Here is a 26,186-nt window from a genome sequence, read left to right as displayed (position 1 = left end):
ATTTCATTAAACAAAAAATATAAACCATAAATTTTATTTTAATTTAATTTTTATAATATCAAATTGTATTTATTTTGCTTCTTAATTGATTTCTTAACTCTACTAAATCTTTATATTTATAGAAAAAGTTTATTTTTTGATCCTTAATACTATTTCCTTTAGGCTTATCATTAAGTACAAAATAACTAAATGTTTCAGCTATATCTTCACTCGGATCTGTTGATGCATATTCATCAACAAAACTATTTTTATGCCTATCATAGAAGTATAAATTTTCTTTATTTATATTTCTATCTTCTAATATATCTTTCCAAAACTCATTGTAAAAATCATTTATGTACGAATTTTTATTAGATACTAATCCTTCTTCGCAGTAATTTTTCATATTATAGTTCTCTGTATATTTTACTTGTTTATCATTTAGAGTCATATAGTGAAAGTATTCATGTAATATTGTTTCATAAAATAATTTATTTTTAAATACAACATCCTCTGGATCTATATTCATTATCCATCTGCTTCCACTATTATTATTTACTTTAACTGAAGCTAACTCATTAAGTTTTCCATCAGTTGTAAGATAAAGTTCCTCAAAATTTTTCAATCCTTTGTTAGGCAGAATATACTTTATTTTTTCCCATATACTTTCATATTCTTTTTTTTCTTTATCATCTAAATATTTTGAAGTTAATCCTTTTATATATCGATAATTTAAATTCAAATTTTTAGTTATATCAAAAGATGCCTTCAAATCTAAAGAACTATTTTCAGTTAAATACATAACAATTATATCTGCATTCTTTTTATTGTATATAGATAAAATATCCTGCATTTTATCTATAGATTCATAATCACCTTGATTGTAATCTTCTATTAACTGTTTTAAAGTTTTATAATCACTTTCACTTAAAGTTCCCTTTAATTTATTTAAAGTTTTATCTTTTTGAATCCCATCTGAATTATCAGGTTCATAGTTTTCATATTCGTAACCATTTAATAAATACTTTATTGTATATTCATTTAATTTATTATCTACCAAACTGTATATTGAACTTTCTAAAAAACTAGGTTGAATTTTATTTCTTTCAATCCTTTTAAAAGTTAAGTAATTGCCTATAGATATTAGCTTTTCAACTTCACTTTTTTCTTCTTTACTTACCTTATATTTTAATAATCCTAAGTTATCATCTACAATATTATTTATCTTACTATAGTGTTCTACTTTAAAAAAATCCACAGCCATATATCCTAGTATAAAAAACATACATACAAATACTATAATTATAATACTTACGCATTTTTTATTTAACTTCAAAATGCTCATCTCCCCATTATTTAATTCTTTAAATCTATTTAATATTAGCTGAACTAATTACATATTCTTTAAACTTCGTAGCTACTTTGCTCATTTTAGACTTTTTTGAAATCCCCATATATATAGTTCTCTCTTTTATGTCTTCCTTTATATTTATAATTGATAAAGTATTGCTATTAATCATAGGTGTGTTTGGCACTATAGAAATTCCAGCTCCCATAGATACTAGCCCCTCTACTGCACTTCCAATATTTGCACCATCTGGCTGAATTGAAATTTTAGGTACATATCCCAATATTTCAGTATATGACATAAGTTTTTCTTTACTATTCTCACAAAATGCTATAAAAGATTCATTTTTTAATTCTTTTAAAGATATTTCGTTTCTACTTGCAAATTTATGTTTTTTGGGTACTATTAAAACATAATCTTGTTTTTTGACAGGTATAGATTCAATCTCAGATTTATTTTCATCTATATCTTTACTATCGTAAAATCCTATATCAATATTTCCTATACTTAAATCATTTATAACTTCTTGAGCTGACTGCTGGTTAAATTGAAACTTTACATTTGGATATTCATTTAAAAAATCACTTATTATAAGATGCATAAAATATCCTCCTATTCTTGGTGTAGATGATATAAATATAGTTTCATTTTTTTCAGTAAGCATGTTACCGATAGTTTTAATTCCATTTTCTATCTCAATCAAAGCTTTATTAGAGTATGTTAAAAATACTTCTCCATATTCTGTAAGCTTTATATTTCTACCCTTTTTCTCAAAAAGTGAAACTTTCAACTCTTCTTCTAATTTGGAAATAGCCTTGCTTAGCGCTGGTTGAGTTACTGAAAGTTCTTTCGAAGCCTTTGTGAAATTTTCTGTTTCAGCTATAACCTTAAAATACTCTAATTGTTGTAAATTCATAATACACTCCTTTTTATAACTAAAAGTTATAGTTATATGAAAAATTTGAATTAGACATAAATATTTTTATGATGGTATAATCAGTATAAATCAAATTCAAACATACTTGATAGTCATATAGAATTATAAATTTTATTTATTGATTAGTCAAAACTTTTATTTTTTAGGAGGTATTAATTATGATGAAAGTAGATAAGGATTTATGTATAGGGTGTAGCCTTTGCGTAAAAGATTGTATTGTTAATGATATAGAACTTGTTGATGGCAAAGCTCAAATTAAAAATGTTAGTTGTTTTAAATGTGGACATTGCATAGCAATCTGTCCTAAAAATGCAGTATCAACAGATGATTATAACATGGACGAAGTTTTAAATTATGATAAAGATAGTTTTAGTATAAATGAAGATAATTTACTTAATTTCATAAAATTTAGAAGAAGTGTTAGACATTTCAAGAAACAAGACGTTGAAATTGAAAAAATAAATAAAATTATAGAAGCAGGACGATTCACTCAAACTTCTACCAACTCTCAAAATGTTTCTTATGTAGTTGTAAAAGATAATATAGAGAAATTAAAAGAATTGGCCTTTGATAGCTTATACAATTTAGGAACAACTTTATTGGAAAATTTAAATGATGAGACAAAACCTTTTGAAAGATATGCAAAGATGTGGATTAATATGTACAATGCTTATAAAGCAAATCCTACTGGAAGAGATGGTTTATTCTTTAATGCTCCAGCAGTAATTCTAGTAGTTTCTGACTCACCTGTTAATGCATCTTTAGCATCTTCTAATATGGAACTTATGACTAATGCCTTAGGCCTTGGAACATTCTTTAGTGGATTTTTTATAAAAGCCGCTCAAGAAAATAAAGAAATCATGAGATTTTTAGGTCTTTCTGAAAATCATCATATAGTTAACTGTATGATAATTGGCTACCCTAGTGTGAAGTATCAAAGAACTGTACCTAGAAAAGACGCTGTTATATCTTGGAAATAGATACCAAAAAGGAGTATTAAAGTAACAAGTCTCATAGGATTAGACTATAATTTTTATTTAGATTACAAAATCAATAAAACTTATAATCTAATCCTTAGCTACTTATTTTTTAATACTCCATTTCATAAATAAATTTAAGTATAATTTTTATAATTCTATGTATTCCATGTCTTCCTCATTTTCTGCCTCTAACCATTCTCTGACTAAATCATCTTCATCTTCTATAATTCTACTTACCGGTAACTTCATATATTTTCCTTTTGCAGTTACAGCCACTTCACCATTCGGTAATATTATTTCTCCAGTTCCTTCAAATAACTTTCTAGTGTCTCTAGTTATTCTTCCAACTACTTTTATAGTGCAATCTGTTGGGACAGGCTTTTTATACTTTAATTCTAGAGAAACAGTAACTCCCCAAACTTCTCCATCTAACATAGTTATAGCTCTACCTATAGTTTCATCTAATATTGCAGCAGACATACCACCATGCATTCTTCCAGGATAACTTTGGTGCCACTCTTTAGTATCACATATTGCTAATAATTCATTATTATCTAGCTCATAAAAATTAGCTTTAAGACTTAAATCATTATCAACTCCACAAACTACGCAATTACTACTTATATTTTGTTTTTTTATAATTTTATGCTTCATAGTCTTACCTCCAATTTTATAAGTTACTAATTCATTTAGTATTATAGCATAACAAAAACCTCAATGTAAGAAGGAATAAAAAAAATACTAAGATGATAAAATCATCTTAGTATTTTTTTATTTTGTTACTAACTGTAATTTAACAGGTACGAAATCTTTTACCTTTTCGCCTTGTAAATATTTATTAGCCTCTTTTACTGCTGTTTCACCTATAAGTATTGGTTGTTGAGCTACTGTTGCTGCCATATCGCCTTTTTTAACTGCATCTACAGCATCATCTGTTGCATCAAAACCTACAACTAAAACATCTTTCATATTTGCATCTGCAAGTGCTTTTGATGCTCCTAAAGCCATTTCATCATTTTGTGCAAATACTGCATCTATTTTTCCTTGAGATTGAATGATGTTTTCCATAACAGTAAGTCCCTTTGTTCTATCAAAATCTGCCGATTGTTTTGATACAATTTTTAAGTTACTTCCTTTTATTCCATCTTCAAATCCTTTACCTCTATCTCTTGTTGCTGATGATCCAGCTATACCTTCAAGTTCAACAATGTTTCCTTTATTACCTAATTTATCAATTAAAAACTTAGCAGCCATATCTCCACCAGCTATGTTATCTGATGCAATATGAGATGCCACTTTACCACCATTTGCAATTCTATCTACAGTCATAACTGGTAAATCTGCATTATTGGCAATCATAACTGACGCTACTGCTGAATCTGAATCAACAGGATTTAGTAATACTAAATCTACATTTTTAACAGTTATATCTTCCATATTAGATACTTCTTTTGCCGGGTCATTTTGAGAATCTAATACTACAACTTCATACCCAAGTTTTTTTGCTTCTTTTTCAACACCTTTTTTTAAATCTACAAAGAAAGGATTATTTAGTGTTGATACTATAAGTCCTATTTTTTTAGTTCCGTCTTCTTTTTGGCTACATCCTACCAACATAAAACTTGATAAAACTATAGTCATCATTATTGAAAGAAATTTTTTCATTCCTATCTTCCTTTCTTAGTTACTTTTTCTATCTAATAGTACAGCTATTAATATAACTATACCTTTAACCATCATTTGATAATAAGATGATACATCTAATATGTTAAGAGCATTACTTAAAACACCTATTATAAGTGCACCTATTATCGTTCCACTTATTTTACCCTTTCCTCCAGTAAGCTTTGTTCCTCCAAGTACAACTGCTGCTATTGCATCTAGTTCATACCCTGTACCTGCTGTAGGTTGAGCTGAGTATAATCTCGAAGTTATTATAATACCTGCTATTGCTGATAATATACCACTTATAGTGTATACCCATATTTTTATTTTATCTGTGTTAAGTCCTGATAACTTAGTTGCTTCTTCATTTCCACCTAATGCATATGTATATCTACCCATTTTAGTGTGGTTTAATATATAATAACATGCTACAAATACTAATATAGTTATGATAACTGGTGATGGTATTCCAAATACTGTTCCTCCACCGATTTTTCCAAATGCCATTGCTAAACCATTACTTCCTAGAGTAATAGGTTTTCCATCTGTAAATACTAATGTTACACCTCTAAGTATTGTCATTGTTGCAAGTGTTGCTATAAATGGTTGTAATTTTCCTTTAGATATTACAAATCCATTTAAAAATCCTACTGCTGCTCCACATACTATAGCTGCTATAACTGCAACTACTATACTTTGACCTGATGCTAAAAGAGATGCTGCAAAAGCCCCACTTAAAGCAAGCACAGATCCTACAGAAAGATCAATTCCTCCTGTTAAAATTACAAACGTCATACCTGCTGCAATTATAGCATTTACAGATGTTTGTCTAAGTATATTCAATATATTTCTACTACTTAGAAATGATGGACTTAGTATTGAAACTACAACTATTAATAATAATAATCCAACTAATGATTTGTACTTTATTAATATACTTTTTAAATCCATTTGTTTATTTTCTTGACTCACTTTAGCTTGCATAATTAAGCCTCCTTCACTGTAACTGCATATTTTAATATACTTTCTTGAGTTGCATCTTTAATATCTAGCTCTCCAGTTAATCTACCTTGACTTAAAACTAATATTCTATCGCTTAGCCCAAGTATTTCTGGCATTTCAGAAGATATCATTATTACTGCTTTCCCTTGACTTTTAAATTTATTTATAAGATCATATATTTCTTTTTTTGCACCAACGTCAACTCCACGAGTTGGTTCATCAAGTATAAGTACATCAGGGTCTGTCATTAGAGCCTTAGCTATTGCAACCTTTTGTTGATTTCCTCCACTTAAGTTTTTAATTATTTGTTCTTCAGTTGGAGTTTTTATATTCATTTTTTTAATATAGTCTTTTACTTGTTCATTTTCTTTAGTTTTATTTAATCTAAACATGCTAGATAAACTATTTAAAGATGATATTGTCATATTTTCTCTAACAGATAGTGAAAGAATTAAACCATCTCCTTTTCTATCCTCAGATACATATGCTATTTTATTTTTTAATCCATCTTTTGCCGACTTATTAGTTACATCTTTACCATTTACAATAACTTGTCCGCTTTCTTTTCTTATGTGTCCATATATAGTTTTTGCAAGTTCTGTTCTTCCCGCTCCCATAAGACCTGCAATCCCTATAATTTCTCCACTTCTAACATTAAAAGATACATTATCTATATATCTATTTGAAAGATTTTTTACATCTAATACAATATTTCCTTTTTCAACTTCATATCTTGGAAATTGATCTGTAAGTTTTCTTCCAACCATCATTTCTATCATTTTGTCTTCGTCTAAATTGCAGATTTCTTCACTACCTACATATTTACCGTCTCTTAGAACTGTTATGTAATCACATATTTCAAATATTTCTTTCAATCTATGAGATATATATACTATTGCTTTTCCTTCGTTTTTTAAATCTTCTATTACTTTAAACAGACTTTCAGTTTCTTTATCTGTAAGAGCATCTGTTGGTTCATCCATTATAATTATTTTTGCATCTAAAGACAAAGCTTTAGCTATTTCTACCATTTGTTGTTGTCCTAAACTTAAATTACCAACTAATTCTTTTGAACTAGTTTTTATATTTAGTTTATTTAAATATTTATCAGATTCTTCATAAAGCTTTTTAAAGTCTATTTTAAATCCTTTTTTAGGTTCTCTTCCTAAGAATATATTTTCACCTATAGTTAAATCTTGTATTAAGTTTAACTCTTGATGTATTATTGCTATACCTTTTTCTTGTGCATCTTTTGGTCCTTTTATATCCTCTAAATTTCCATTGTAGAATATTTGTCCACCATCTTTTTTATAAACACCACTTAATACCTTCATAAGTGTTGATTTACCTGCACCATTTTCCCCCATTAAAGCCATTACCTTACCTGGATAAAGTTCTAAGTTAACTCCATCTAATGCTTTAACTCCTGGGAACTCTTTAACTATATTTTTCATCTGCAAAATTGGACTTTTCATATAGGTGCTCCTTTCAATTTACAAAGTTTTACTAAAATACAACGCCAGATTTTAAAATTATATTTGAGTATGGAGTACATTCTCCAGTTCTTATTACAGCATGAGAATCCTTTGTCATAACTTTAAACTCTTCATGTTTTACCATTGTAACTTTTACATTTTCAAATCTATTTAATATCTCTTTATACATTTGTTCTGCTGCTTCTTTTATTTCTTCAGCTATTATTATTTCTTCTACACATAATTCTTCAAGTACTGTATCTAATGTATCTAAAAAACTTGGAACTCCATATTTAAGAGCTAAGTCTATTCTTTTTATATCTTTAGGGATAGGTAATCCGCAATCTCCTATAGTTAAACTGTCTGTATGTCCCATTTGAGATATCACAGATGAAATCTCACTATTTAATAATTTACCTTTTTTCATATACTTACCCCCTAAATCTTTCAACTTCTTCTAGAGTTGGTAGTGAACTTTGTGCACCTTCTTTAGTAACACATAAAGCTCCCACTCTTGATGCAAAATCCATAGCAACCTCTATATTTTCTCCTTTTGAGAAAGCTACCGATAAAGCTCCAGTATAACTATCGCCTGCGGCTGTAGTATCTACCGCGTCTACTTTATATGACTTTTTGAACATAGATGTTTCTTTATTTATATATAAACTTCCTTTAGATCCTAATGTTACAATTAATTCTTCAACACCTTTTTCAATCATAGTTTGAGCAGCTTTTAATATATCATCTTCACAATTTATGCTTACTCCACTTAAAATCTCTAACTCTGTTTCATTAGGTGTAAGTAAATCTACATTCTTGATTATTGAGTCTTCTAATTTAACAGCAGGTGCTGGATTTAAAATTGTATATTTACCTAAATCTTTAGCTGATTTTAGTGCATATTTTATAGTTTCAAGTGGTGTTTCAAGTTGAACTACTACTATATCACTATTTTTTATAGCATCAATATTCTTATCGATATCATTTTCTTTTACTTTAAAGTTTGCTCCTGGTGCTACTACTATTGAATTTTCTGCATTTTTATCAACAGTTATCATCGCAACTCCAGTCGGACCATCTTCTTTATGTACGTAAGTTGTATTTACATTATCATTTTTTAATGCATCTATTAAAGTTTGTCCAAAGCTATCTGTCCCAACTTTACCAATCATAGTTACATCTCCACCAAGTCTTGCCATTGCTACAGCTTGATTTGCACCTTTTCCACCTGGTACTTCCTTAAAGTCGCTTCCTATTAATGTTTGTCCTTTTTTAGGCATGTTATCAACATTCACTACTAAGTCCATGTTTAAACTACCTATTACACATATTTTTTTCATAATCGTCCTCCTCTAAAGTTTTTGAGATGTAGAACTTCTTATTATAAGTTCTGGCTTAAAAATCATTTTTTCTATATCATTAACTTCTTTTTTTTCTAAATTTTTTATTAATATATTAGCTGATTCATATCCCATATCATATGAATTCTGATTTATAGTTGTAAGTTGCGGTTCAATTATACTTGAAGTTTGAATATCATCAAATCCAACCACGCTTATGTCTTTTGGTATATGTATATTTCTTTCTTTTAAAGCTTTGATAGCTCCTATTGCTATTAAATCATTAGCTGCACATATAGCAGTAAAGTTTATATCTTTTAAACTTTGGATTATTTCATATCCCCAATCTAAAGAATATTCACCTTGTAATACTAATTTTTCATCATATTCAATATTTGCTTCTTTTAAAGCTTTTTTATAACCTTTTAATCTATCTCTCGCAATTTCATTTTTTAAAGGTCCACTTAAATAAAGTATTTTTTTATGATTATTTCCTACTAGGTGATTTATTTCTAAATAAGTTCCTTCTTCATTATCTAAACTTACGATACCTTTTAAGTTTTTAATATCTAGTTTTTTATCTACTAAAACGATTGGTTTAGTAGATAAGTTATACTCTTTTGAATTTAAATCTATTTTAGAAGATGGAGCAAATATAATTCCATCTACCATTTTATCTGCTAATGTATTGAATGCTTTTATTTCTTTTTCTACATTTTCATCTGTGTTGCAAAGGATAATATTATATCCTTCTTTAACAGCCTTGTCTTCTGCGCCCCTAACTATATCTGTAAAAAATGGGTTTCTTATATCTGGAATAATAATTCCTATAGTTTTAGTTTTCTTTGTTACTAAACTTTGAGCCATTTTATTAGGTCTATAGTTCTTTTCTTTTACTATATCTAAAATTTTTTTTCGTGTAGTATCGCTTATTTTTTCATCTTTATTGTTTAACACTTTTGATACTGTAGTTTTTGATACCCCTGCTAACTCTGCTATATCCTTAATTGTTACCACATAAATCCCCTCCCAAAATTTTAGTATAGTGTACTGCTTTTAGGGTTACCGGTTATCCTTTTTTATTAATATATCACACTATATCCAATTAATGCAACATATTTTTATTTGTATATCATTTTGAAAATGTTTTCACAAATTAAATAAGCAAAAAAAACGTCTATTACTGTAGCATTTTCACCACTTATAATAGACACTTAATCATTTTTTATTTTTTATTTTTCTTTATGATACACTGTTTAATCATTAATATTATAGAATTTATACTCTGTAACCTGATTGTATATACTTCCTTTATTAATAATTGAATTTTCTAAAAAACACATATTATGTCCTATTGGAGGAGCCTGTGTTTCAAAACAGATTCCATATCTTCTTTGTTTTGTTTTATTATTATATAAAGTTAATTCATCAGTAAAGTTCATGCTATATATAACTACACAGTCTTGATTTGTAGTTATATCCATAGCTCGTTTAGACATATTATCTTCTAAGTGTATATAACCTTTATTAAGCATAAATACATGGTCATAACCGAAACCAACTAGTATCTGCTTATCTTTTTTATCATCGATATCTTGGCCTATACACTTTAAATATCTAAAATCAAAAGGAGTTTTCTCTACATTTATATATTTACCTGTAGGAATACAATTTTTATCCAATTCTAGTATGTAGTTGCTGTCTACTTTCATACACTGCTTAGTAATAGATTCTTTTAAGTTGCCACTTAGATTAAAATAAGTGTGATTTGTCATATTAACTAAAGTAGTTTTATCTGTATATGCTTTATATATTTGTTTTATATGAAAATTTTCACTTAGTTTAAAACTGACTTCAACATCTAAATTTCCAGGATAGTTTTCCTCCATATCTTTGCTAAAAGCTTTTAACTTTAAAGTTATACTATTCCCCGCTTCTATACTTTCTACTTCATAAATTTTTTTATCAAATCCAAATTTTCCTCCATGACCTTGGTTTTCGCCGTAATTTTTAAATAATTTATATTCTTTATTTTCAATTTTAATTATTCCTTCATTTATTCTTCCTGAAGTTCTTCCTATTATAGCTCCCATATAAGAAGGATTTGCCTTATAACTATCTATACTGTTATACCCAACTACAATATTTTCTAAATTATTGTCTTTATCTGGAGTTATTATCTTAGTTATTATCCCACCTAAATTTAGTATTTCAAATTCAAATCCATTTTCATATAAAATGTTATGAGCTATTATGTCTTCATTACCTATTTTACCTACGATTTTTTTACTATATTTCATTTTTTACTCCCACATATCTTTTTAAACTCTCTATATATCTACCTCTAGCTTCTTCTCCAGTTTTATTATGTTTAAATACCCCACAATCTTCTAATACACGTTTGAATACTATTCCTACTTCATATTTTAAAATTTTATCTATAGTACTTTCTTCAAATATTGAGTATTTAGATTTTAAATACTTAATCCAATTTATATGGATAGGCACTTTTTGAATTATAAATTTTTCATCCTTTTCATTTAATAGGTAGTCTTTTATTATTTTTAGTTCATCTTTTAATCTAGATGGTAATACAGCTAATCCTAAAACTTCTATAAGACCTATGTTTTCTTTCTTTATGTTATGTAATTCTTTATGCGGATGAAATATACCGTCTGGATGAAGCTCACTTGTTTTATTATTTCTTAAAACTAAATCTATTTCGTATGAATCATCTTTTTTTCTAATAATAGGCGTTATTGTATTGTGACAAGTTATTCCCGTATGAGAATATATATCAACATATTCATCAGAATAAGTTTTCCAATGATTTAGTATGTAGTTTGCCAGTTCACTTATTTTATATTTATCATCAGAGCAAAGTCTAAGTACAGATAGCGGCCACTTTACAATCGATACTTTAACATCCTCATATCCATCTATACAAAACTCACTAATAACTTTAGCATTTTCCATAGCAAAGTTGTATCGCCCTCCTTGATAATGATCATGACTTAATATCGAGCCTCCTACAATAGGCAAGTCTGCATTAGATCCTATAAAATAATGAGGAAATTGGTCTACAAAATCTAAGTTTTTATCAAAGGTACTCTTATTTATTTGCATAGCTTCATGTTTATCTGAAAAAATTATACAGTGTTCATTATAATATGAATAAGGAGAATACTGTAAGTGATATTTTTTATTACATAAATTTATAGGTACGGTCCTTAAATTTTGTCTTGCAGGATGATTTAATCTACCTTTATAACCTACATTTTCTTTGCATAACAGACACATTGGATAAGATGATTCTTTCAAAAACTTAGCTTTAGCTATTGCTTTAGGATCTTTTTCGGGCTTAGACAAATTTATAGTTATATCTATATCTCCATACTCAGTGTTTGTTTTCCAAGTTATATTTTCTTTAATCCTATTAGTTCTAACATAATCACACGCTTTGCTTAAATTGTATAAATAATTTGTAGCACTTACCCTATCTTCCTTATACCTAATATTAAATTCTCGTATAACTTCAGATGGTCTTGGTATAAGTAAACTCATTATTTTTGTATCTAATAAATCTCTATATACTGATATATTAGATTCTAATATACCCATGTCATAAGCATAATTTAATAAATTATTAATTATATCTTCTAGATTAGAAGTATAACTTACATCATTTTCTAAAATATATTCATCTAATTCAAATAATTCAATAAGAGAATTTCTTATATAGCAAATATCTTCATATTTAAAAAGATTGTGTTTTAATCCATATTTTATAAGCCTTTCAAATTCCATATATATACTCATAATGCCCCCCTATAACAGTTCTTTAGTTCCATTTCCTATTTCAGCTTCATAAAAATCAGCTTCATATCCTATTATTTCTTTGTAACGTCTTGAAACTTCGCTTATAAAACAATCCTTCAATTCTTTTTTTACAATAGATACAGTGCATCCTCCAAAACCTGCCCCTGTCATTCTTGAGCCTATAGTTGCTTTATGTTCTAATGCAAGTTCAACCAAAGTGTCTAATTCCTTTCCCGTTACTTCATAATCATTTTTAAGTGAATCATGTGATTCTACCATAAGCTTTCCAAATGTATGTATATCATCGTTTTTTAGTGCTTCTACAGCCTTTAATGTCCTTTGATTTTCATAAACTGCATGCTTTGCTCTCTTTTTGTTTATAGGGTTACTTATTAGGTGTTTATTCTCTTCAAATTCTTCTTCGCTAAGATCTCCTAAATGATTTATATTGAGCTTTGTTTTTAATTCTTTTAAAGCTTTTTCACATCCATTTCTTCTTTCATTATATTTTGAATCCGCAAGCCCTCTTCTTTTATTTGTATTTCCTATTACTATTACATTATCATTTAATTCTAACTTTGAATATTTATAATCTAAACTATTACAATCTAGTAAAATTGCACTATCTGATTTTCCCATACCTATAGCAAACTGATCCATGATTCCACAGTTTACTCCTATAAACTTATTTTCAGCTTCCTGACAAAATTTAACTAAGTCAATTCTATCTATTCCTAAATCTAGTACATCATTAACCATAACCCCCATCAATAACTCTATAGATGCTGACGATGATAATCCTGCTCCATTTGGAATATTTCCGTATACTACCATATCAAATCCACACTCTATTTCATACCCATGTTTTTTTAATGTATATAAAACCCCTTTAGGGTAATTTGCCCAGTCATCTTTGTCTTCATTTTTTAATTCATCTATATTAAAACTTATTATACCTAATTTATCGAAGTTCTTAGAATACATATTTATAACTTTATCATTCCTTATAGATATTGCTCCATAAGTTCCAAAGCTCAATGCACAAGGAAAAACATTACCTCCATTATAATCGGTATGTTCTCCTATTAAGTTTACTCTTCCTGGGGAAAAAAACACTCTTATGTTTTCTCTTTCTCCAAAAATGTCTTTAAATAAAGCTGTTACTTTTTCCTTCATTTTAAATCCCCCTATTTAAATGTAGTATCTATTAACTTGTAGTTAATGGTAAAAAAATATAGTTAACTCACTAAGTTCTTATTATATATATTCTATAGACTTAGTGATTAACTATATTTTATATTAACCTTATATTATAACTTCTCTTCCTAAATTAACCTCACTAATCTCTTTATTATTAAATATAGTTAGTCTAAAATCTAAATTAAACTCTTCAAATTTACATCTATATTTATCTAACTGCCATTGTCCACATGAGTTAGTTCCCACAGCATTTTGTTTATAATCTATATTAAATACTATATAATCTCTTTTTTGTAAATCTACAGTATGTTTAGCATACTCTAAATCTGTATCTTCATAATAAGAAGCACTGAAATCAAACTTATCTTTTGCTATAGCCATCAAACTCATACCTCTATCATTTTTTAAACTAACCCAAGAACAGTCACTTCTATTTCCATTTTCTTGTGGTTTTACATAATTTGTGAATAACCCTTCAACTGTATTTTCATATATACCAAATAAATTAGCTTCTTTAGTATCTGAATATGACTCCCCAGGTCCTCTCCCTTTATACTTAACATTTTCTAAGTCCTTATTTAGTTTCATCTGAAGACCTATTCTAGGTAACATATCTGGAGCCATTTCAATTTTTCCAGATGGTACCCCACTTACATTAATTAAAATATCTCCACTTCCAAATACCTTGTATTCATAATTTGACTTATAGTGCCAAGCAGAATTTGTAGTACCATTAATAGTTTCAACTTTAAATGTAAGTACATTATTATCTAAACTATACTCAATATTTCTAACAACTTCATGCATTAGGTGCATGAAATATTTTTTCTTGTAGTCTTCTACAATATACATATCATTGTCTATCGGAGCTCTCCAGAAATTTAATTTAGGTCCATCTTCCAGTATTTTATATCCATCTTTGGTTATATTTAGTATATTACCTTTTACTAAGTCAAAATCTACTTGGAAACTTTCTCCTTTAACTATTAATTTGCAATGTTCTTTAATAACTTCAAGATTGCCTTTTGGATCAATTTTAACTTTCTCAGTTTTTATTGGTAGTTCAAATTGTGCTGTAGCTAACTCATATCCTGACTTTGCCCAAGTACAATCTTTATTCAATACATACGATATATTTAAATAGTAACTGGCTCCATCAACTTTTTTGAAATCTAAATTATAAGGAAGTTTTATTTCACAATCATTTCTTCCTTCTATAGATGGCATAGATACTCTTCCACTTTGGATTACTTTATCATCTTCCTTTATGTTGTAAATAAGATCTAATGAATTTAAATTCTTAAAATCATATCTATTTATAACTTTTATTAATCCTTTTTCTAAATCAACAGGAAGTGTCTGTGCAGGCTCTATAACTTTCTTATATTCTAAAAGTCCTGGTGAAACTGTTCTATCTGGCATTATAAGTCCATCTATACAGAAGTTAATATTACTTGGATCATCTCCAAAATCTCCACCATATCTATAGTAAACCTCTCCGTTTTCACTTACTGTATGTATTCCATGGTCGAACCACTCCCATATAAATCCACCTTGTAACTTATCATATTTGTAAAACAAATCTTGGTAATCTTTTAAATTTCCTGGCCCATTTCCCATAGCATGGCAATATTCACATAATATATGAGGTTTCTTTATATCGTTTATTATAGTGTCCATTGTGAAGTTACTATCTCTTTCTAACCAAGTGTACATTGTACTATACACTTCTGATACAGGTCCATCTTCTTCTTTTACATTAAAATCTCCTTCATAATGTAAAATTCTTGTTGGATCTAAGTCCTTGCATTTTTTAGCCATAGCTTTAAAGTTACACCCAAATGAAGATTCATTTCCTAAAGACCACATTAATATAGATGGATGATTTTTATCTCTATTCATCATGCGTTCTAATCTACTTACATGAGCTAACTCCCAATTAGAATCATCACTTATCCATGCATAGTCTCCTGTTAGCTCAAAACCATGACATTCTAAATCCGTTTCATCTATTACATATAATCCGTATTCATCACATAAGTCATATAAATAATGTGAATTAGGATAATGAGCTGTTCTAACTGCATTTATATTATGTTGCTTCATCAAGATTATATCTTTTTCTATTTCTTCTTTAGCAACTACTCTTCCATTTTTAGGATTATAATCATGTCTGTTTACACCTTTAAACTTTATAGCAACTCCATTTACTGTAAATGTCTCGCCTTTTATTTCAATTTTTCTAAATCCAACCTTCTGAGGTATAACTTGAACAATATCTTCGTCTTTATACACACTAATTAACAATGTATATAGGTTAGGTTCTTCTGCACTCCATTTTAAAGGGCTTTTTACATTTTTTGAAAACTTAAAGTTTGAATCAATATCTACTAATTCTTCAAAAACAACTTTCTTATTTATATCTAATAACTCAAATTTAATCTTTTGGTTTTCATATTTTCTAAATTTCAAATCAATATTTAAAGTCCCATCATTATAATCTTCATCTAAATCTGTAACTACAGTTATATCTTCTACACCTAACAAAGGTTCAGTGTATAGTTCTACATCCCTAAAAATTCCACTTAGCCACCACATATCTTGATCCTCTAAGTAAGTTCCATCACTCCATTGGTATACTCTTACACAACATTCATTATTTCCACATCTTATATACTCTGTTATATCAAATTCTGATTGAATTCTAGCCCCTTTACTATATCCTACCTCTTGTCCATTTATCCATACATTATATGCCGAGTCAACTCCATTAAACTTTAATATTACTTTTTCACTTATCCAAGATTCATCTATAAAGAAATTTCTCTTGTATATCCCAGTTGGATTTTCTGTAGGAACATATGGAGGATTTATAGGGAAGTTATACCATAAATCAGAATAATGCATTTTACCATATCCTTGTAATTGCCAATTTCCAGGAACTATTATATCATTCCAGTTATCTGTATTAAATTCTTCTTTATAAAATCCTTCTGGAGAATACTCAGGAGCATCTAAAAATAAAAATTTCCAACTTCCGTTTAAGCATTTGTAGTTATGAGTATACTTTTTTTCTCCTATTAGCGCTAATTTTTCAGATGAAAAGCTTAAAAAATGTGCTCTTGAATTTAGCCTATTTATGCCATCTATATTTATATTTTCCCAAAGTTTCATGTACCCTTTACCTCTCTTTTTTCACTCATTTAGTTATCCCCCTAGTTTTCTCTTTAAGAAATCATTTTCCTATTTAATTTTATAATACACACTTTTGAATTTTGTCTCAATGTTCTAATGTTGCTATAATTTGTATTATTGTTGCATTTTGAATTGACACTCTTCTAATTTTAATTTAAATTCATATTAGGAAAACATTTTTAGGAAAGGACTGTTTATGAACAAAATAGGAATTTTTTCAACAGATTTAAAACCAAGCTCAGAATTATATATATTTGAATGTGGATTTGAATATTGTGAGCCTAGAGATCCTTATCAGTACGAACATATAGATTACTATTTAATACATTATATAATTGAAGGTGAAGGTTTATTTTTTATAAAAGATCAAGTACATCATTTAAAGGCTGGGGATGGTTTTTTTATACCACCTAACACAGATAACAATTACTATCCTACTAATGAAAATCCTTGGGTTTATCGTTGGATTGGTGTAAATGGTTCTAAAGCAAAGGAGCTTTTTAGTTTATGTGGTTTTTCAGATGAAAATTATATTTTTAAATATAATAAAGATAATAGTGTCGATAAATTATTTGAAAATGTGTATTTAAATTGCAATTCAAATAGTTTGTTTAATGCACTAGGATACTTATACCAAATACTATCATTACTTATGAGTGAACATTCAAATTTGTCTTTACAAAAAAAATCCATATCTCAGTGTTATATATCTAAATCACTGGAGTTTATTGATAATAATTTTAATAAAAATATTTCTGTTTCAGATATATCTGATTTTTTAAATATTGATAGAAGCCACTTTTATAAAATATTTAAATTGCATATGATGACTACCCCTCAACAATATCTAATTGAGTATAAATTAAAAAAGGCATGCGATTTACTAAGAAAAAGTAGCTACTCCGTGTATGAAATTAGCAACTTAGTTGGTTTTTCTTCTCAGTCACACTTTTCAAAGACTTTTAAAAGAAATCTTAGTTTAACACCGCTTGAATATAGATATTTATTTGTAAAATAAAAAGTAGTATATCAAACATTTGATATACTACTTTCAAAACACTTTATCTAATAATTATATAATTTATCTTTAGAATTCATTTTTGATATTATTTTATAACATACTAAACCACCTAATATAATTCCTATTCCTCCTAAAATTCCCATTGGCATAGGACCTATAAATGGATTAGATATATTCCCTTTCATAAACAACACTCCAGTTCCTGCAAATCCATTTATCATAGCATGTGATATAACTGCTGGTATACAGCTTTTAGTTTTTAATGTTACATAAGAAAGAATTGAACCTGCAAATATGCAAAATATTGTCATTGCAAATATTCCACCCCAAGGTGCAGTAGGATATCCAAGCCCATAGTTATGTCCCATAGCAATCATAGGAGCATGCCATATTCCCCATATTACTCCACTTATGATAGTTGCTTTTAGTGGTGTGAATTTTTCTAATAAGTTTGGAAGTAAATATCCCCTCCACCCAAGCTCTTCTCCTAAACATGGTATAAAGTTTATTATAGGTGCTACAAAAATAGATGTAGCAATTTGAGTCAATAGCATTGCTCTTAATTGATTGTCACTTGGTATTGACTGCCCTGCTGAAGATAATTGTTCTTTTGTTGCATTTATCATTGTACTCATACTTCCATCAAAGTTTCCAGGGAATACTAAGTAATATACTACAATTCCCAAAATTATAAGTAAAAATGGTAAAAGCCATGCAATTAAGTAATATTTTATATTTCCCTTTAAATTTGGTTTAATCCACACATCTTTAATACTACCTTTTGTTATTATCGTTGTTAATATAACTCCTATAGCTGGCATAAACATGCATCCCATTATAATTACAATAGCATATGGATTTTTATATCCATCTTGTATCATAAGTCCAAACGCTATAACCCAAGTTAATATAAATGTTATAGCTAAAAAAGTCTTTACTTTTTTCATAAATTCAACCTCCTTTATAAGTTCTATTTGTTATATATATACTATAACAGATAGAAAATTGTTCCGCAATATAAAGTAAAAAGATAGATCTTATTAGACCTATCTTTTTATTTGCTATATAATAAAATCCTCATCCTCTAGTTCTTCATAAATTCCTTTTTGATATCCATTACCTTTAGTTGAAAAGAAATCATGTGATTTAGTTTCAGTGCTTAATCCATTTAAAACTATAGGATTTATTTTTTCTACCTCATAATACTTATCAAACCCTAAATTTTCTAATGCTCTATTAGCATTATACTGTAAGAAGACTATAACTTCTTCAACAAGGCCACTTTCGTTATAAATCTTTTTTGTATACTCTATTTCATTATCCATTAAATTTTTAAATATTGTGTACACATTGTTCTTTAACTCTAGTTTATCTTCATCGTTAAAACTATCATATATTTCTTGAGCTAAAAGCCCTATGTATTTACCATGTAAAGATTCATCTCTAAGTATTAAGGAGATTATTTCTCCACTTGCAACCATCTTACCTTGACCAGCTAAGTATAACGGGTAAAAGAATCCTGAATAGAATAAGAAGCTTTCTAAAAATACACTCGTTACCATAGATAAATATAGACTTCTTTGATCATTAGTGTTTTCGTATTGATCTAATATTAATTCAGCTTTTTTTTGTAATGTTGGTTCTGTTTCTATCCAATTAAACAATTCCTCTATTTGAGGAGTGGTTAAAAGTGTCATAAATATAGATGAGTAACTTTTGGCATGAATTTCTTCCATTGTTCCCATAAAAGATAAAACAGCTTTTCTTTGAAGGTTATCAGTTAAGCTCATCATAGATGGAACTCCATTATTTCCTTGTTTTGTATCTAATAACGTAAGTCCAGCTAAAACTTTCTTGTATAATTCTTTTTCACTTTCACTTAAATCTGCCCAAGTTTTTAAATCTTTAGAAACAGATATTTCTTCTGGTAACCAAAACTGTTTTACGTTTTGATCCCAAAATGCTTGTGTAAAACCATCATCTTCAACATTCCAATTTACAGCTTTGTGTATTGCATTTGCCTTAAATGTCATATAAAATCCCCCTATACTGAACACATTAAACACTCATTTGTGTCTCTTGTCATCTTTGTTCTTGTGTAATATAAACTTTTCAATCCTTTTTTATATGCATATATATAATATCTAGCTATATCTCTAGTTGTTTTATCATCTGTTACAAATAGTGTAGTAGATATTCCTTGATCAACATGCTGTTGAACTGTAGATACAATATCTATTACATGTTTCATATCCATTCTATATGCTGATTGATAATAAAGCATATTTTCATTAGTTAAAAATGGCATAGGATAAATAGTTGTAGAATCTCCATAGGTTCTAACTTCAACAGGCTCCATAATTGGCATTATACTTGAAGTTGCATTTTGTACATAACTTATACTTTGTGTTGGAGCTATCGCTGTTAAATATGCATTATATATTCCATTTTCCTTTACTTTATCTAAAAGATTAGCCCAGTCTTTAGTCGTTGGTATATATATACCTTCAAATAATGACTTTACTTTGTCTGTTTTAGGTAAATAAGATTCTGTATAGTACTTTGAAAGAACTTTACTTTTAATACCTTTAGCATACTCCGAATTTTCAAATCCATCAAATGTAGTCTTCTTTTCTATAGAAAATTCCATAGAAGCTTTTATAGCATAATATCGTATCATAGCAAAAAATACATTTGAAAAATCTATAGCTTCTTTAGAAGTATATAGTATATTTTCTCTAACTAAATACCCATGTAAATTCATCGCCCCAAGTCCTATTGCATGTGATGCTTTATTTCCATTTTTTATAGTTGGGACTTCACTTATACTTGTATTGTCTGATACAAAAGATAACGCTCTTATAGCTGTATTCACTGTTGATTCAATCTCTTTATTATCCATGACATTTGCTATATTTAAAGACCCTAAATTGCAGCTTATATCTTGACCCCATACATTATTACCTCCATATCCTTTTATATCTGAAGGTGTCTGATATTGGAATATTTCGCAACATAAATTTGACATTTTTATCATGCCTACATCTTTTAGTACATGTTCTTTATTTGCAGTATCTATAAATACTACATATGGATATCCACTTTCTTGTTGCATCTGTGCTATTTTAGTTAGCATTTGTCTTGGATTTATTTCTTTTTTTATTATGTCATTATCTTCAACCAGCTTTTCATACCATTCATCCATGTATATTTCATCTAAGTGTACTCCATATTTTTTGTAAACAGAATGGGGATAAAAAGCATATGCAATTTCATTTTTTTCCGCTAACTCCATAAATTTATCAGATATAATTGCACCTAAAGATAATGATGCTAATCTTATTTTTTCATCAGCATTTATTTTTTTAGTATCCATTAGCATCTCAAAATCTGGGTGAAAAACTGTTAAATAAGCTGCTCCTGCTCCTTGCCTTGCCCCCATTTGATTAAAGTATGTAAAAGATTGTTCTAACATTTTTGCAACTCCAACCACACCTCCAGCAGCTCCATCTATATCTTTTATAGGTTCCTTGCTAGCTCTAAGTCTAGATAAATTTAGTGCAACTCCACCACCTATTTTTGATAAGTGATTAGATGAAGATACTGCATAAGATATTCCTTCTGTACTATCTTCTACTGATATTAAAAAACAAGAAACCATTTCTCCAGCTCTTTGTCTACCTGCATTTAAAAATGTTGGTGTAGCTGGTTGGAATTCTTGTCTTATAAGCTTTATAGCTAAATTTAAAGCTAAGTCTTCATTTCCATCTCCTAATGCTAATGCAACTATTAAAACTTTATCATTGTAGTTTTCTAATATTTCTTTTCCATCATTACTTTTAAGTGCATAATTTTGATAAAATTTATTCGCACTCATATATGATTTAAACGAGAAATTTTCATTTTCTATCGCCTTATAAGTCTCTTTTATAAATTTTATAGAGTATTTATCTATTATGTCTTTTGAATAATAGCTATTTTCTAATAAAAAAGTTAATCGCTCTTCAAATGTATTAAACTTTTTCATTCTTGGATAAATGTGTTCATCTAAATAACTATTTAATGCCTCTATATCTTTTTCTAGTTGATATTTTCCATTTTTATCTTTGATTATTACTTCATTGTTGAGTTTAATATACTTCATTTTTTCCCACCTTTGCAAAATAGATAAATATTTTAAATACAATATATAGTAATAAAACTATTTTCATTGTACTACATATTGTATATACACCATTTTTATTTATCTTAATCTGATATTATTTACTTTAATTTTTTTATATTAATATCCTATAGATTTTCCAAGGTTTTCAGTTTTAAAATTTTTTTAAAATAAAATTTTATCTTTACATTAATAATAGTTTATATTATAATAAATATCAGTGGGAACTTATGCTCAGACATAAGTATACGCTAGCCCATAAAAAAGGTTGTGAGATTTTCTCACAACCTTTTTTTATTATCATTTAGAAGCTTCAATTAGTTTCTCAACATAGTTTTTATTCATATACATTAATTTGATTTCTTCTGATGATTCACTGTAATAATCAATAGTAATCTTACCTACATTGTTTTTAGATTGAATAGGATTCGTTTTAAATTCAACAGCTTGTATATCTCTTCCTCTTAATATATGTATAGTTCTAAATAATCCCCCATTTACAGCTCTCACTTTTTTATTATCCACACTAATGTTTAAATTTCTTATTTTCAGTGCAGAGTTTATCAAAGTTAATATAATAGTTAAATTAATGAGCCAAACCCACTGTGTTTTTAATATTAAATAACATACTACAGAAGTAATAAAAATTAATAAAGCTGGCTTTATTAAAATAGAGAATTTACCCTTTTCTATCCCATATCCAGTTCCTTTAAAGCTCCATTCTGGAATAAATTCTTTTATAATATCATTAATTTCATTTAAAGATCCTATTGGATACATTATAATTTTCTCATTTCCTTCTCCTGTATAACCTTTAATAATTAAATTTAATTCATATATATTTAAAAATTGTCTTATTGGATTTGATTTAATTTTGATAAGTTTTATATTATTATCTTTAAATGAAAACTCTTTTGTACTAAATAAACCATAAGTTATTTTTATGTTGTTGTTCTCTTTTAATAAAGTAAAGTTATAGTACTTAACAACATAATATACAGTTGCAATAAGTTTTAGTATGATTAAGAAAATTAAAAGTCCCGCAACAATCAATAAAATAGACATACCTCTCGAATTATTTTTAAAAGCCCCATCTATAATATTTGATAAGTAGTCTGAACTTATAAAATCATCTAGCTTTCCTAAGATATTAAAAATAAAAATCAATGCAACAAATAAGTTAAAACTTGTAAATCCATATATAACTAACTTTTTAGTTTCTATCTTTTTTTCTTTTATTTCTTTAGACTCTTCATTGTCTTTTATATTATTAACTACATACTCTTCATTTACATCACCTAAACATTCCTTATTCAAATCATTAAGAGAAAAAGATTTTAGTATATCAATTTGTTTATTATTCAAACTCATTTTTATATCGTCTATACCAAAATCTTTTGAAGGACTTTCTATTTTCACAATTTTATACGCTAATAATCTTTCTATCAAATTCTGTGATATATCCATAGACTTAAAACTTTTCTTTGGTATTATTAATGTTTCCTTTGAAAATATTCCCTTATAATAATGTATTTCATTATCTTTTATACTTATATACTCATACTTCCATCCTATTATTGAAAATATAATGTCTAAAACTACAAACAACACTACAGCTATCCAAAACCATTGTTTTAGAAATACTATAAAAAGTACACCTAGTCCAAAATTGCTAATCGTCCCTTTTATAAGCTTATAAATTAAACTCTTCCAATTATTTCTTATTTTTATGTTTCCATTTGTGAAGCTTTTATTTTCATAATTAGTTTTATTGTCATTAAGTTCTTCATTCATAATTATGCATCAAGCTCCTCTCTAACATTTTCATTGATTTTAATCTTTAAAAACTCTCTAATTTTCTCGACTTCTTCTTTATCAAGATTAGGAATTTTATAGCTTCCACCTGCAGTTCCAATCTTAACATCAGCTAAATTAAATTTTCTATTTATAGGTCCTTCTGATAAGTTTATATTTTGAATTCGTACAATTGGAATTGTGACACTTCTCTTTAAAAATATTCCTTCAGTAAAAAATATTTCTTCTTCATTTATCCTATAACTCCATTGCTTATATTCAAAGAATGGTTCTATGTATGCGGATATTGCAATTAAAACAACAATAATCAATATAATCATGTTTATCCATAATATATAGTTGTCAAGAATATAGTTAACTGTATTTATCTCAAGTATAGGTAGAACTAATCTTAACACTAAGTAAATAGATATAAAGATTATTAATCCAATTGTTCTTCCTATAATCCAAGATTTAATAGCTTTATTACTAAGTTTTTTATCCATATCTAACCCCCATGAAAATTTGTTAATCTTTTCCTAAAATATCATATATCAAATAATAATTCAACTTACAAAAAAAGATTAACTTTTATTAATTAAAGTTAATCTTTTATAGTCAAAATTTATAAACTATTTCTTTATTTTCATTACTAATCCTTCTATATCCATAACTCTATCTAAGTAATACCATTTACAATCAAACCCAAAATTAGCATACTTATCTTTCTTTTCATAATTAGAAGCTTTTTTAGTATAGAACTTATATTCTTTCTTCCCATCCTTTTTATTTACAACTTCATACCTTAAACTCTCTATAAATTTAGTTTCTAAATATCCATATAATTGAACTCTTTTTATATCATAAATATTTTTAACTAAATATTTTTTAATTGGATGTTTTTTATCTTCAACTTCTAGATTTAGATGTGCTCCAATATAATATTGGTTTTTATTTTTTGATTCGATTTCTTTTTTATCTATTATAAGTCTATTATGAATATCTTTATCTATATAAGTTTTTATACCTATTTTATTACTTTTTAAGATATCTGGCTTAAGACCCCTATATTTAAAATAATTTAAAACTGCACATTCTCCTATCTTATCTGCAAATACCATTTGTTTTGCAATTTCTTTTTGTATTTTTTCATCTTTAACAGATGCTGGTACTAATACTTTATAATCATTAGATTCTTCTATATATTTTTCAGCATATTTTTTACATTCTTCAATTTGATCTTCTGTTATATTAACCGATTTTGTTACTAATGTATCAAATTTATGCTTTACCTTGATATTTTTTACATTTATTAAATATTTACTTTTTGCATTTATATAAGTCACTTTTAAATCTCCTTAAATTTTATTGTTAAAATTTCACATAGTAATACATTACATTAAAAACAAGTTATTTTCAAGAAGCATATTTAACCACATATATAATTTTTATATTATAAATTATATATTTTAATTATATTGTTTTTTATTTAATGTTTAATGCATAGTATGATACTATAGTTTTATATAAAGGTAAATTTAACCAGGGAGGGATTTTATGACTTACTTATTGTTACTTTTTATGTTTATTGCTTTAACATTCTTATTATATTTTACATATAAACCTTATAAAAATTACCGTGGAATATCTAAAACAATAACTAGTATATTATTTGTATTTATTGCTATAAGTGGATACATTGAAAACAATACTAACTTTGCATATTTCATATTTATATTATTAGGTCTTATATTTTCATTATTTGGAGATGTCTTTCTTATATATGCAAAAGAAAGTGAATCTACTATGAGTAAAAACTTTATATATGGTCTTTTAAGTTTTAGCTTGGCACATATATTTTTTTCTGTAGGTTTTATATCAATTAGTGATTTTAGCATATACACTATAATTTTCACAATAATTTTATCATCTATTTCTCTATTATTTTTAAAGTCCATAAAAGGATTAGATTTTAAAGGAATGTTTAATTATGTGGCTTTTTACGCTATAGTTATTAGTTTTATGTTTGCTCAATCATTAAATTTGTATTTATCAAATAGCTTTAGCTTTGATATTTTAATAGTTACAATAGGTGCATTGTTATTTGTACTATCTGATTTAATATTAGCTTTTGATTATTTTTATAAAAATCCACCTAAAATTCTTGGAGTTTTAAATTTATTAGTTTACTATAGTGCTCAAGCTCTAATTGCACTAAGTGTATTCTATGTAAAAAAGGTTTAAGTATTAAATTAATACTTAAACCTTT

22 protein-coding genes are annotated in these 26,186 nt (G+C 27.3%); 3 read left to right on the top strand and 19 right to left on the bottom strand.

What is annotated here, in order from left to right; all coding sequences use genetic code 11:
- Positions 1-58: 58 nt before the first annotated feature.
- Complete coding sequence (locus ACN6I1_RS06430) at positions 59-1,315, bottom strand: hypothetical protein (RefSeq protein WP_419743166.1); 1,257 nt, start codon at positions 1,313-1,315, stop codon at positions 59-61.
- A 34-nt stretch (positions 1,316-1,349) separates the two neighbouring features.
- Entirely contained in the window at positions 1,350-2,243 is an 894-nt protein-coding gene (locus ACN6I1_RS06425; protein ID WP_419743165.1) for a LysR family transcriptional regulator, read from the bottom strand.
- A gap of 179 nt (positions 2,244-2,422) precedes the next feature.
- Between ACN6I1_RS06425 and ACN6I1_RS06420 the strand changes: the two genes are divergently transcribed.
- Complete coding sequence (locus tag ACN6I1_RS06420; RefSeq protein ID WP_419743164.1) at positions 2,423-3,244, top strand: nitroreductase family protein; 822 nt, start codon at positions 2,423-2,425, stop codon at positions 3,242-3,244.
- Between the two features lie 147 nt (positions 3,245-3,391).
- Here the strand turns inward: ACN6I1_RS06420 and ACN6I1_RS06415 are convergent, their stop codons facing one another.
- The 11 genes from ACN6I1_RS06415 to ebgA form a co-directional block, all read right to left on the bottom strand.
- Entirely contained in the window at positions 3,392-3,898 is a 507-nt protein-coding gene (locus tag ACN6I1_RS06415) for a PaaI family thioesterase (RefSeq protein ID WP_419743163.1), read from the bottom strand.
- A 117-nt stretch (positions 3,899-4,015) separates the two neighbouring features.
- Positions 4,016-4,909 carry a ribose ABC transporter substrate-binding protein RbsB gene (gene rbsB, locus ACN6I1_RS06410; RefSeq protein WP_021432808.1) on the bottom strand — a complete coding sequence of 298 codons (894 nt, stop codon included), beginning with the start codon at positions 4,907-4,909 and terminating at the stop codon, positions 4,016-4,018.
- A 15-nt stretch (positions 4,910-4,924) separates the two neighbouring features.
- Positions 4,925-5,893: a ribose ABC transporter permease gene (rbsC, locus tag ACN6I1_RS06405; protein ID WP_021430551.1), complete on the bottom strand. Its 969-nt coding sequence runs from the start codon at positions 5,891-5,893 to the stop codon at positions 4,925-4,927.
- A 2-nt stretch (positions 5,894-5,895) separates the two neighbouring features.
- Complete coding sequence (gene rbsA / locus ACN6I1_RS06400) at positions 5,896-7,386, bottom strand: ribose ABC transporter ATP-binding protein RbsA (RefSeq protein WP_419743162.1); 1,491 nt, start codon at positions 7,384-7,386, stop codon at positions 5,896-5,898.
- A 31-nt stretch (positions 7,387-7,417) separates the two neighbouring features.
- Positions 7,418-7,813, bottom strand: a complete 396-nt coding sequence (rbsD, locus tag ACN6I1_RS06395; RefSeq protein WP_419743161.1) for a D-ribose pyranase — start codon at positions 7,811-7,813, stop codon at positions 7,418-7,420.
- 4 nt (positions 7,814-7,817) lie between these two features.
- Positions 7,818-8,726 carry a ribokinase gene (gene rbsK, locus ACN6I1_RS06390; RefSeq protein ID WP_419743160.1) on the bottom strand — a complete coding sequence of 303 codons (909 nt, stop codon included), beginning with the start codon at positions 8,724-8,726 and terminating at the stop codon, positions 7,818-7,820.
- A 12-nt stretch (positions 8,727-8,738) separates the two neighbouring features.
- Positions 8,739-9,743, bottom strand: coding sequence for a LacI family DNA-binding transcriptional regulator (locus ACN6I1_RS06385; protein WP_021430547.1), 1,005 nt, complete (start codon positions 9,741-9,743; stop codon positions 8,739-8,741).
- 239 nt (positions 9,744-9,982) lie between these two features.
- The gene (locus ACN6I1_RS06380) at positions 9,983-11,026 is read right to left on the bottom strand and encodes an aldose epimerase family protein (RefSeq protein WP_419743159.1); all 1,044 of its coding nucleotides are present in this window, start codon (positions 11,024-11,026) and stop codon (positions 9,983-9,985) included.
- Positions 11,016-12,545 carry a UDP-glucose--hexose-1-phosphate uridylyltransferase gene (locus ACN6I1_RS06375; protein WP_419743158.1) on the bottom strand — a complete coding sequence of 510 codons (1,530 nt, stop codon included), beginning with the start codon at positions 12,543-12,545 and terminating at the stop codon, positions 11,016-11,018. Before ACN6I1_RS06375 ends, ACN6I1_RS06380 begins: the two co-directional genes overlap by 11 nt.
- A 9-nt stretch (positions 12,546-12,554) precedes the next feature.
- Positions 12,555-13,721 carry a galactokinase gene (locus tag ACN6I1_RS06370; RefSeq protein ID WP_419743157.1) on the bottom strand — a complete coding sequence of 389 codons (1,167 nt, stop codon included), beginning with the start codon at positions 13,719-13,721 and terminating at the stop codon, positions 12,555-12,557.
- Between the two features lie 129 nt (positions 13,722-13,850).
- Positions 13,851-16,919: a beta-galactosidase subunit alpha gene (gene ebgA / locus ACN6I1_RS06365; RefSeq protein ID WP_419743156.1), complete on the bottom strand. Its 3,069-nt coding sequence runs from the start codon at positions 16,917-16,919 to the stop codon at positions 13,851-13,853.
- Between the two features lie 217 nt (positions 16,920-17,136).
- Between ebgA and ACN6I1_RS06360 the strand changes: the two genes are divergently transcribed.
- Positions 17,137-17,958, top strand: a complete 822-nt coding sequence (locus ACN6I1_RS06360; protein WP_419743155.1) for an AraC family transcriptional regulator — start codon at positions 17,137-17,139, stop codon at positions 17,956-17,958.
- Positions 17,959-18,005: 47 nt separating this feature from the next.
- On the opposite strand, the gene ACN6I1_RS06355 is transcribed toward ACN6I1_RS06360, so the two are convergent.
- The 6 genes from ACN6I1_RS06355 to ACN6I1_RS06330 form a co-directional block, all read right to left on the bottom strand.
- Positions 18,006-18,908 carry a CPBP family intramembrane glutamic endopeptidase gene (locus ACN6I1_RS06355; protein ID WP_419743154.1) on the bottom strand — a complete coding sequence of 301 codons (903 nt, stop codon included), beginning with the start codon at positions 18,906-18,908 and terminating at the stop codon, positions 18,006-18,008.
- Between the two features lie 114 nt (positions 18,909-19,022).
- Positions 19,023-19,994 carry a class 1b ribonucleoside-diphosphate reductase subunit beta gene (nrdF, locus tag ACN6I1_RS06350; RefSeq protein ID WP_419743153.1) on the bottom strand — a complete coding sequence of 324 codons (972 nt, stop codon included), beginning with the start codon at positions 19,992-19,994 and terminating at the stop codon, positions 19,023-19,025.
- 11 nt (positions 19,995-20,005) lie between these two features.
- The gene (nrdE, locus tag ACN6I1_RS06345) at positions 20,006-22,105 is read right to left on the bottom strand and encodes a class 1b ribonucleoside-diphosphate reductase subunit alpha (protein WP_419743152.1); all 2,100 of its coding nucleotides are present in this window, start codon (positions 22,103-22,105) and stop codon (positions 20,006-20,008) included.
- A gap of 318 nt (positions 22,106-22,423) precedes the next feature.
- Positions 22,424-23,917, bottom strand: a complete 1,494-nt coding sequence (locus ACN6I1_RS06340; RefSeq protein WP_419743151.1) for a PH domain-containing protein — start codon at positions 23,915-23,917, stop codon at positions 22,424-22,426.
- A 2-nt stretch (positions 23,918-23,919) separates the two neighbouring features.
- Positions 23,920-24,423 (bottom strand): PH domain-containing protein, encoded by a 504-nt coding sequence (locus tag ACN6I1_RS06335; RefSeq protein WP_142730089.1) that lies wholly within the window; start codon positions 24,421-24,423, stop codon positions 23,920-23,922.
- 126 nt (positions 24,424-24,549) lie between these two features.
- Complete coding sequence (locus tag ACN6I1_RS06330; RefSeq protein ID WP_419743150.1) at positions 24,550-25,263, bottom strand: hypothetical protein; 714 nt, start codon at positions 25,261-25,263, stop codon at positions 24,550-24,552.
- A gap of 211 nt (positions 25,264-25,474) precedes the next feature.
- On the opposite strand from ACN6I1_RS06330, the gene ACN6I1_RS06325 reads away from it, so the two are divergent.
- Positions 25,475-26,161, top strand: a complete 687-nt coding sequence (locus tag ACN6I1_RS06325; protein WP_419743149.1) for a lysoplasmalogenase family protein — start codon at positions 25,475-25,477, stop codon at positions 26,159-26,161.
- Positions 26,162-26,186 lie beyond the last annotated feature (25 nt).

Origin of the sequence: Paraclostridium dentum (assembly GCF_048568265.1) — a bacterium.
Taxonomy (GTDB): Bacteria; Bacillota; Clostridia; order Peptostreptococcales; family Peptostreptococcaceae; genus Paraclostridium; species Paraclostridium dentum.
Note: the sequence above shows the minus strand (reverse complement) of the source record. Positions and strands in the feature narration are given on the sequence as shown.

What these genes read in the sequence shown, in the direction of transcription:
- ACN6I1_RS06425 (WP_419743165.1), bottom strand. Translation starts at nt 2,243, where the DNA reads ATGAATTTACAACAATTAGAGTATTTTAAGGTTATAGCTGAAACAGAA.
- ebgA (WP_419743156.1), bottom strand. Translation starts at nt 16,919, where the DNA reads ATGAAACTTTGGGAAAATATAAATATAGATGGCATAAATAGGCTAAAT.
- ACN6I1_RS06325 (WP_419743149.1), top strand. Translation starts at nt 25,475, where the DNA reads ATGACTTACTTATTGTTACTTTTTATGTTTATTGCTTTAACATTCTTA.
- nrdF (WP_419743153.1), bottom strand. Translation starts at nt 19,994, where the DNA reads ATGACATTTAAGGCAAATGCAATACACAAAGCTGTAAATTGGAATGTT.
- ACN6I1_RS06340 (WP_419743151.1), bottom strand. Translation starts at nt 23,917, where the DNA reads ATGAATGAAGAACTTAATGACAATAAAACTAATTATGAAAATAAAAGC.
- rbsA (WP_419743162.1), bottom strand. Translation starts at nt 7,386, where the DNA reads ATGAAAAGTCCAATTTTGCAGATGAAAAATATAGTTAAAGAGTTCCCA.
- ACN6I1_RS06380 (WP_419743159.1), bottom strand. Translation starts at nt 11,026, where the DNA reads ATGAAATATAGTAAAAAAATCGTAGGTAAAATAGGTAATGAAGACATA.
- ACN6I1_RS06360 (WP_419743155.1), top strand. Translation starts at nt 17,137, where the DNA reads ATGAACAAAATAGGAATTTTTTCAACAGATTTAAAACCAAGCTCAGAA.
- ACN6I1_RS06335 (WP_142730089.1), bottom strand. Translation starts at nt 24,423, where the DNA reads ATGGATAAAAAACTTAGTAATAAAGCTATTAAATCTTGGATTATAGGA.
- nrdE (WP_419743152.1), bottom strand. Translation starts at nt 22,105, where the DNA reads ATGAAGTATATTAAACTCAACAATGAAGTAATAATCAAAGATAAAAAT.
- rbsD (WP_419743161.1), bottom strand. Translation starts at nt 7,813, where the DNA reads ATGAAAAAAGGTAAATTATTAAATAGTGAGATTTCATCTGTGATATCT.
- rbsC (WP_021430551.1), bottom strand. Translation starts at nt 5,893, where the DNA reads ATGCAAGCTAAAGTGAGTCAAGAAAATAAACAAATGGATTTAAAAAGT.
- ACN6I1_RS06370 (WP_419743157.1), bottom strand. Translation starts at nt 13,721, where the DNA reads ATGAAGGAAAAAGTAACAGCTTTATTTAAAGACATTTTTGGAGAAAGA.
- ACN6I1_RS06375 (WP_419743158.1), bottom strand. Translation starts at nt 12,545, where the DNA reads ATGAGTATATATATGGAATTTGAAAGGCTTATAAAATATGGATTAAAA.
- rbsB (WP_021432808.1), bottom strand. Translation starts at nt 4,909, where the DNA reads ATGAAAAAATTTCTTTCAATAATGATGACTATAGTTTTATCAAGTTTT.
- rbsK (WP_419743160.1), bottom strand. Translation starts at nt 8,726, where the DNA reads ATGAAAAAAATATGTGTAATAGGTAGTTTAAACATGGACTTAGTAGTG.
- ACN6I1_RS06420 (WP_419743164.1), top strand. Translation starts at nt 2,423, where the DNA reads ATGATGAAAGTAGATAAGGATTTATGTATAGGGTGTAGCCTTTGCGTA.
- ACN6I1_RS06415 (WP_419743163.1), bottom strand. Translation starts at nt 3,898, where the DNA reads ATGAAGCATAAAATTATAAAAAAACAAAATATAAGTAGTAATTGCGTA.
- ACN6I1_RS06355 (WP_419743154.1), bottom strand. Translation starts at nt 18,908, where the DNA reads ATGAAAAAAGTAAAGACTTTTTTAGCTATAACATTTATATTAACTTGG.